The sequence below is a fragment of the uncultured Sphingorhabdus sp. genome (assembly GCF_937872355.1).
In the GTDB taxonomy this organism is placed as follows: Bacteria; Pseudomonadota; Alphaproteobacteria; order Sphingomonadales; family Sphingomonadaceae; genus Sphingorhabdus_B.
This window is the reverse complement of sequence record NZ_CALMSV010000019.1, coordinates 1-5601: the sequence shown is the minus strand read 5'-3', so window position 1 is coordinate 5601 and position 5601 is coordinate 1. Positions and strand designations below refer to the sequence as shown.

Here is a 5601-nt window from a genome sequence, read left to right as displayed (position 1 = left end):
TCGACCTGGTCGGCGGGCATGCCGGCATGGATGAAGTGGCTGACGACCTCGGCGTAGTTGACGCTCGACATGCGCGAGGCGCCGATCGCATCGGCGACCTTGCCCGCGCCGGGCTCGTCCCGGAGCAGGGCAAGCAGCGCGGAGGCGTCGAGTACGACTTCGGTCATTCGCCGGATTCCTCACGGCGGCGGGCAAGAAAGGCATCGACCGATGCGGCAGCGTTGCCTTCGGTGTATTTCTTCGCCAGCGCCTGGGCGTGGGCGATCGACTGCGCCACGGTGCGCAGGATCACGCCATCCTCGGTTTCCTCGACCAGCAGCGCGCCGCCGCCGGCCAGGCCGAGCCGCTTGCGGATCTCGGCCGGCAGGCTCATCCGGCCATTGGGCGTGATCGTCACTTGTACCGTCATGGCACTGCTCCTGATGCGGCGAACGCGTCGCGAAGCGTGCGCGTGAGCCAATTCAGGGGCCATATGCCACAAAATCGCTAACGTGTCACGAACAGCGCAGCGCGGCATGATCGTTCAGTTTGATAATATATATTATGTTAATAGCGCTACCAGAACTGTCCATGTAAACTGTGTCCAGTGTGATGGCGAAAGGCTTGCGGTTACGGTAGTCTTTCATCAGTATCAGCGACCGTGTCCACTTCGTTCGCCACGACGCCTTGGCAGGCTGCACGCATCGAAATGCCCGGCGGTCGCCGGTTGTGGACGGTATTGGACGATGCCGGCGATGTCGTCGAGTGCCTTCGTCACTGGATCGTTCATCTCGAACAGACTCACGCGTCACCAAATACGATACGGGCTTATGTTCGCCACGTTGTGGACTTCGCGAACTTCCTCGGTGCCAATGGCGTAGGTCTACATGAAGCTTCGGTTTCGTTGTACGACAGCTTCCTTGCTTGGCGGCTTGCCCGCCGAAAGGATGCCTTGCCGAGCCCGCGGCTGATCCTGCTGCGAAAGCAGGAGACGCGGGTTCTGGCGCCATCGACGCGCAACCAGATCCAGCTGGCGATCAAATCTTTTTACCGCTTCTATAACGGCACCGACGACTTCGCGGTCGATACGGCCGAGGTCACGAAGGCCTATGACGGGCGCCGGACCTACAAGCCGTTCCTCGAGCATATCAGCCAGCGTCGTACGACGAGGCGCAAGGACCGCTATCTGTCGGGCGATCCCGGCCGGGTTCAGCAGCAGGTGCTGGGAAAGCGCCTGACGCCAAGCGAGGTCCTACGGCTGATCGAGGCGTGCGGGCTCGCGCGCGACGCGTTTCTGATCGTGTTGCTCTATAATACGGGCCTCAGGATCGGCGAAGCGCTGGGCCTGCGCCATGTCGACATCGATCTGGCCGAAAAGGTCATCTGGGTCGTTCCGCGCGAGGACAATGCCAATGGCGCCCGCGCCAAATCTGGCCGGACGCGCGGTGTGCCGGTCCACGACTACGTGCTCAACATGTACGTCGATTACCTCACCAGCGACGAATATCTGCCGGCCTTCGAATCCGGAGCCGAGTACGTCTTCGCCAATGTGAAAGCCGGCGTCATCGGGCACGCAATGAGCCTGTCCTATGCCCAGAAGCTTGCGGGCCTGCTGGAACAGCGCACGCATATTGCCTTCAACTGGCACATGTTCCGCCACAGCCATGCGTCCGAAGCGATCGCGGCGGGCTACAGCCTGCTCGAAGTGGCCGATCGCCTTGGCCATGCCAGCCCACAGACAACGGCCGCCTTTTACCAGCACCTGTTCGCGTCGGAAATCCGCAGGCTTTACCTGACGGGTCCCGATGAGGTGCATGAAAGACTTGAGAAACTTCGCGAGGCTGAGCTTCTCGGAAAGGACATGCAATGGGCATGACACCGCTGGCACTCGTCGGCGGCACACCGCACGATACCGATCGCTACAGCAACTGGCTTGAGGCTCGGCTCGGGGACGTGTCCCCTCTCCTCGTCGAGAATCCTGTTTGGTCAGACGCCATAATGAACGAGGTGTTCGGCCATCCATGGTTGAGCCAGACATACGCAAGCCTACCACTTGGCGCCGCGGTTCCGGTGCTGACCAACGAAATCAAGGCCTACCTCGCGGCATCGGTGCTCGACGATCGTAAGGCGGACGCCCACTGGTTCCAGCGCCGGATCCCGGTGATCCGATATCTGGTCGCAGAAGGCGAAAGCCTGCTTCAGCATTTTGGAGCGGGCTGTCTCGCGGACATCCCCCACCCCAACTTCGGATTGTCAGATGGTGACGGTTCTGCGAGAACGAAGTTCCACAACGATACCGCACTGGGTCTATACGCTGCTTGGTACGGCGCGAACTATGGGCGGCGGAGGCAGAGCCAGACCCGCAACTGGATCCGGGATGGAAAGGTCGTCACCACCCAGTACCGGTCGCCGGAAGTGCAGCTGTTCGGCGACATCCATCGCTTCTCGATCATCAATCGGGCGCAGATGGCGCCGATGCATGACCGCAACATCATCCTGCTCAACGATCTCTACAGTGAGGAGGACACGCGCTTCCGCGACCGGCAGCGGCAGAGCGATACCTATCTGAACTTCATTTGCTTCGAGCCGTGGCTGCGCCCACCGATGCGCAGCTTCCTGCTCGACAAGGTGACGCATGGCGAGCTTGCGCCAGGGACGGTATCGGGAATGCAGTCGCGGCTGCGGCTATTTGCGCGGTTCCTCCGTGAAGATGGTGTTGTTGATCCCGGGCAGATCAATGAACTGACGATAGAGCGTTACCTCGCCTGGGGAAATGCTCGGCAAGCCACGGGCAAGAACTGGTACACCGACATCGTCCAGCTCCTGCGCGCGGCGCCAGTCCTCCTGCCAGGACAATGGCCGCGGATCGCGCTCGACAAGCGCGCTGCGCGGCGGATCCGCTACAAGCAGGCGCCGGATGACCCGCGCAACCGGCTTTACGCATCGCGCGAGGGCGCCAACCGGGCGGCTCCGTCAGAAGCACTGGCCGCCATGGTGGCCAAGCTCGACGAACTACCCGCGCCGATCCCTGCGATCTTCATGATCGGCATCACGACCGGCGCGCGGGCCGAAGACCTGCATGCCCTGCTCTTCGACTGCCTGCGGCCCGATCCGCACGACAAGCGGTTCATGCTGTTCACGTTCTGGCAGAATAAGGTCAGCCGCTGGAATACCAAGCCCTTGCTGGTCACCGATCCGGCGCACCAGGCTATGATCGAGCTGATCGAGGCCCAGCGGGATCGCGTCCGGCAGCGTTACGGCAGCGCGACGAAATACCTGTTCCCGGTCTTCTACGGCAAGCGCGAGTCGTTCCTCGGCAACAACTGGACCTTGCAAGAACTCAAGATGCTGTGCCTCAGACATGGGATCGTCGACGGCGAAGGCAAGCCGTTCGACTTCTCGTGGCATCCGCTGCGCCACCATCGCGGGACGCAGATGGCAGCCGAAGGTCACGATATTCTCAGCATCATGTTCGAACTGGGCCACGCCTCGCCCGATATGGCGTCGATGTACGTCAACAAGCGCCTGGAGCTCAAAAAAAACGCCCTGCTCCGCAAAGGCGGCGGCCAGTTCTTCACGATCGCGGGCAAGGTCGATGAGGTCGTCGGCGATCTCCTGCTGCGCAAGGAAACCATGATGGCAACGCGGGTCTGTGGCGGGGCCTGCACGCTGCCCGGCCAGCTCGGCGAATGGTGCGAGAACGCAAACGCTTGCCTAACCTGCCGGTTCTTCCGCGCCGATGGCGACGACCTCGAGCACTTCCGCTGCGAGCGCGCCGGACTTTACGTCGCGATCGAAGGGCTCGAACAGGAAGCGCGGAATTACGAGAAAGGCGGTCAGACCCGGTTGGCCGACATCACGCGCAAGCGGCTACAACGCAACAAGGACGCCGTCCACAACACCGACACCATCATCCGTTCCATCGAGGCGCACGGCCTCTACAAAGGCGAAAAACAGCGCTACAGGCCGGCCGCTGCTCGGGAGAAAGCGACGCCATGACCACGGGACCGGATCTGCGGATCGCCACCCTCAATGATGCTCGCAGCCGCCGCAGTGCTGAAAAGCGCGCTGCGGTCGAGGACGCGATCAAGCGCCTGCGTGACACCAGGCAAGCTGTGACGTTCGTCTCGGTCGCCCGTGAAGCCAAAGTCAGCCGCCAGTACCTCTACAACAACTTCGCCGATGAGATCGGCGAGGAACGCGTCGAAACGCGCGCGGAAACCGAGGTAATCAACGGCAAGAAGATCCCGCTGCGGACGCCGGAGGAATACCGGCATATCGAAGCGGCGCTTCGCAACAAGATCGAGCGTCTAGAGACCGAGCTCAGGGATGCACGCGCTGAAAAGGCCAAGGCCGACCGCACCGCCGAACGCGAGCGCGGCAAGGCCGAACACTGGCGTCAGCTCTACACAGCTGTCCTGGCGCGTGTATCACCGGGGCAAACGCCCGAACCGATGCCGCCATCCGAAGACTGAACCGTCACGCTGCGATCGGATTACGATCAAGGGAGTAGGAAGTGAGCCGCCTTCGGCGTCTTACACTTCCAACTCCCTTGATCGTCCAATTTAGGAGTGAAACACAATGGACAGGCGTATCACCATCAAACCACTGAAATAACATCAGAAAGACATGATGTGGTATAGATATATGTTAAATCAATGATCTAGCTGCGCGGCAAGCGCTGGAGCAGCCGTCGCTCAAGCAAGCTGGCAAAATCGCGTCGGCTGTCAGCTACCACCGCGATCGTCAGGACATCGCCATCAAGCGTGTAAATGATCCGATAGGGCCACAACGAAATTTGCCGCCAGTCAGCGATTCCCAGAGCATCGAGTTCTGGCGGGATCGGACCGCGAAGTGGAAAATCGGCCAGAGCCTCTATGGCGCTATAGAGCGCGTCGAGAAGAGCTTCAGCCCCGTCCGGGCCATCTGCGCCGCGCTGCTTCAGCCGGTGATTGTAGATCGCAGCCAAGTCGCCTTCGGCTTCCGCCGCAAGCTGAATGCGAATCTGCGCCGACATCAGCGCGCCGCGCGCGCGCGAATGCGGTCCTTGAGGCCCTCAAGGGGCTGTACGCGCCCGCTGGCCATGTCATCGCGCGCCATGGCGAGCAACTTGAGCAAGGCTAGCAGTTCCTGCGTCTCGGCATAGCTGACAACGTCCTGGATAACCGCCTTGGCTTCGCCATTCTGCGTTATCACGAGGGGTGCAGCGCCCTCCGAGAGATCCCGAATGACCTCGGCACTATGAGCCTTGAGATAGCTGATCGGCTTGATGCGCGTTTCGAGGCCCATGGGTAACTCCATCCTAAATTTGGTCCGAATATAGTGCCATCTCTTTCGGCCTCAGGCAAGTCGCAAGGTCGTTCTCACATCGAAAGGCGACGTAGGTTTAGTGCCACCCCAAAGCTGTGAGCAGCGCCAGGGCTGTGATTTGCGCCGAGATAATGTATCGCGTTCTCCACAACATCTCGAACGAAAGCCTTGGAGATCGACCATGACCAAAGGCTCGCAACGCAAGGGACGCCTTGTATCAACACGCGTGCAAGAGGCAGGACTCGCATTGATCGATCGCGCCGCGAAAGCGCGCGGCCTGTCGCGAACGAGCTTTGTCCAGGGTGCCGCCGT

The 5601-nt window shown here is 61.1% G+C and carries 7 protein-coding genes; 3 read left to right on the top strand and 4 right to left on the bottom strand.

All coding sequences use genetic code 11. The features are described from left to right. Positions 1–167 (bottom strand): PIN domain-containing protein (locus tag Q0239_RS00855; RefSeq protein ID WP_367276055.1); only part of this gene is annotated, 167 nt, incomplete at its 3' end. Then, on the bottom strand, positions 164–409 hold the full coding sequence (locus tag Q0239_RS00850) for an AbrB/MazE/SpoVT family DNA-binding domain-containing protein (RefSeq protein WP_006949414.1): 246 nt from the start codon (positions 407–409) through the stop codon (positions 164–166). The genes Q0239_RS00850 and Q0239_RS00855, both read right to left, overlap by 4 nt. 231 nt (positions 410–640) lie before the next feature. On the opposite strand from Q0239_RS00850, the gene Q0239_RS00845 reads away from it, so the two are divergent. Genes Q0239_RS00845 through Q0239_RS00835 form a run of 3 tightly spaced genes read left to right on the top strand, consistent with a single transcriptional unit; the run spans position 641 to position 4454 of the window. Further along, positions 641–1855: a tyrosine-type recombinase/integrase gene (locus Q0239_RS00845; protein WP_298596909.1), complete on the top strand. Its 1215-nt coding sequence runs from the start codon at positions 641–643 to the stop codon at positions 1853–1855. Further along, positions 1846–3978, top strand: a complete 2133-nt coding sequence (locus tag Q0239_RS00840; RefSeq protein ID WP_298596906.1) for a tyrosine-type recombinase/integrase — start codon at positions 1846–1848, stop codon at positions 3976–3978. The genes Q0239_RS00845 and Q0239_RS00840 overlap by 10 nt, the downstream gene beginning before the upstream one ends. Beyond that, a complete protein-coding gene (locus Q0239_RS00835; protein ID WP_298596904.1) occupies positions 3975–4454 on the top strand; it encodes a hypothetical protein in 480 nt (159 codons plus the stop codon). The genes Q0239_RS00840 and Q0239_RS00835 overlap by 4 nt, the downstream gene beginning before the upstream one ends. Positions 4455–4642: 188 nt before the next feature. Here the strand turns inward: Q0239_RS00835 and Q0239_RS00830 are convergent, their stop codons facing one another. Continuing rightward, positions 4643–4996: a type II toxin-antitoxin system RelE/ParE family toxin gene (locus tag Q0239_RS00830; RefSeq protein WP_298596901.1), complete on the bottom strand. Its 354-nt coding sequence runs from the start codon at positions 4994–4996 to the stop codon at positions 4643–4645. Further along, complete coding sequence (locus Q0239_RS00825; RefSeq protein WP_298596898.1) at positions 4996–5268, bottom strand: type II toxin-antitoxin system Phd/YefM family antitoxin; 273 nt, start codon at positions 5266–5268, stop codon at positions 4996–4998. The genes Q0239_RS00830 and Q0239_RS00825 overlap by 1 nt, the downstream gene beginning before the upstream one ends. Between the last annotated feature and the right edge of the window lie 333 nt (positions 5269–5601).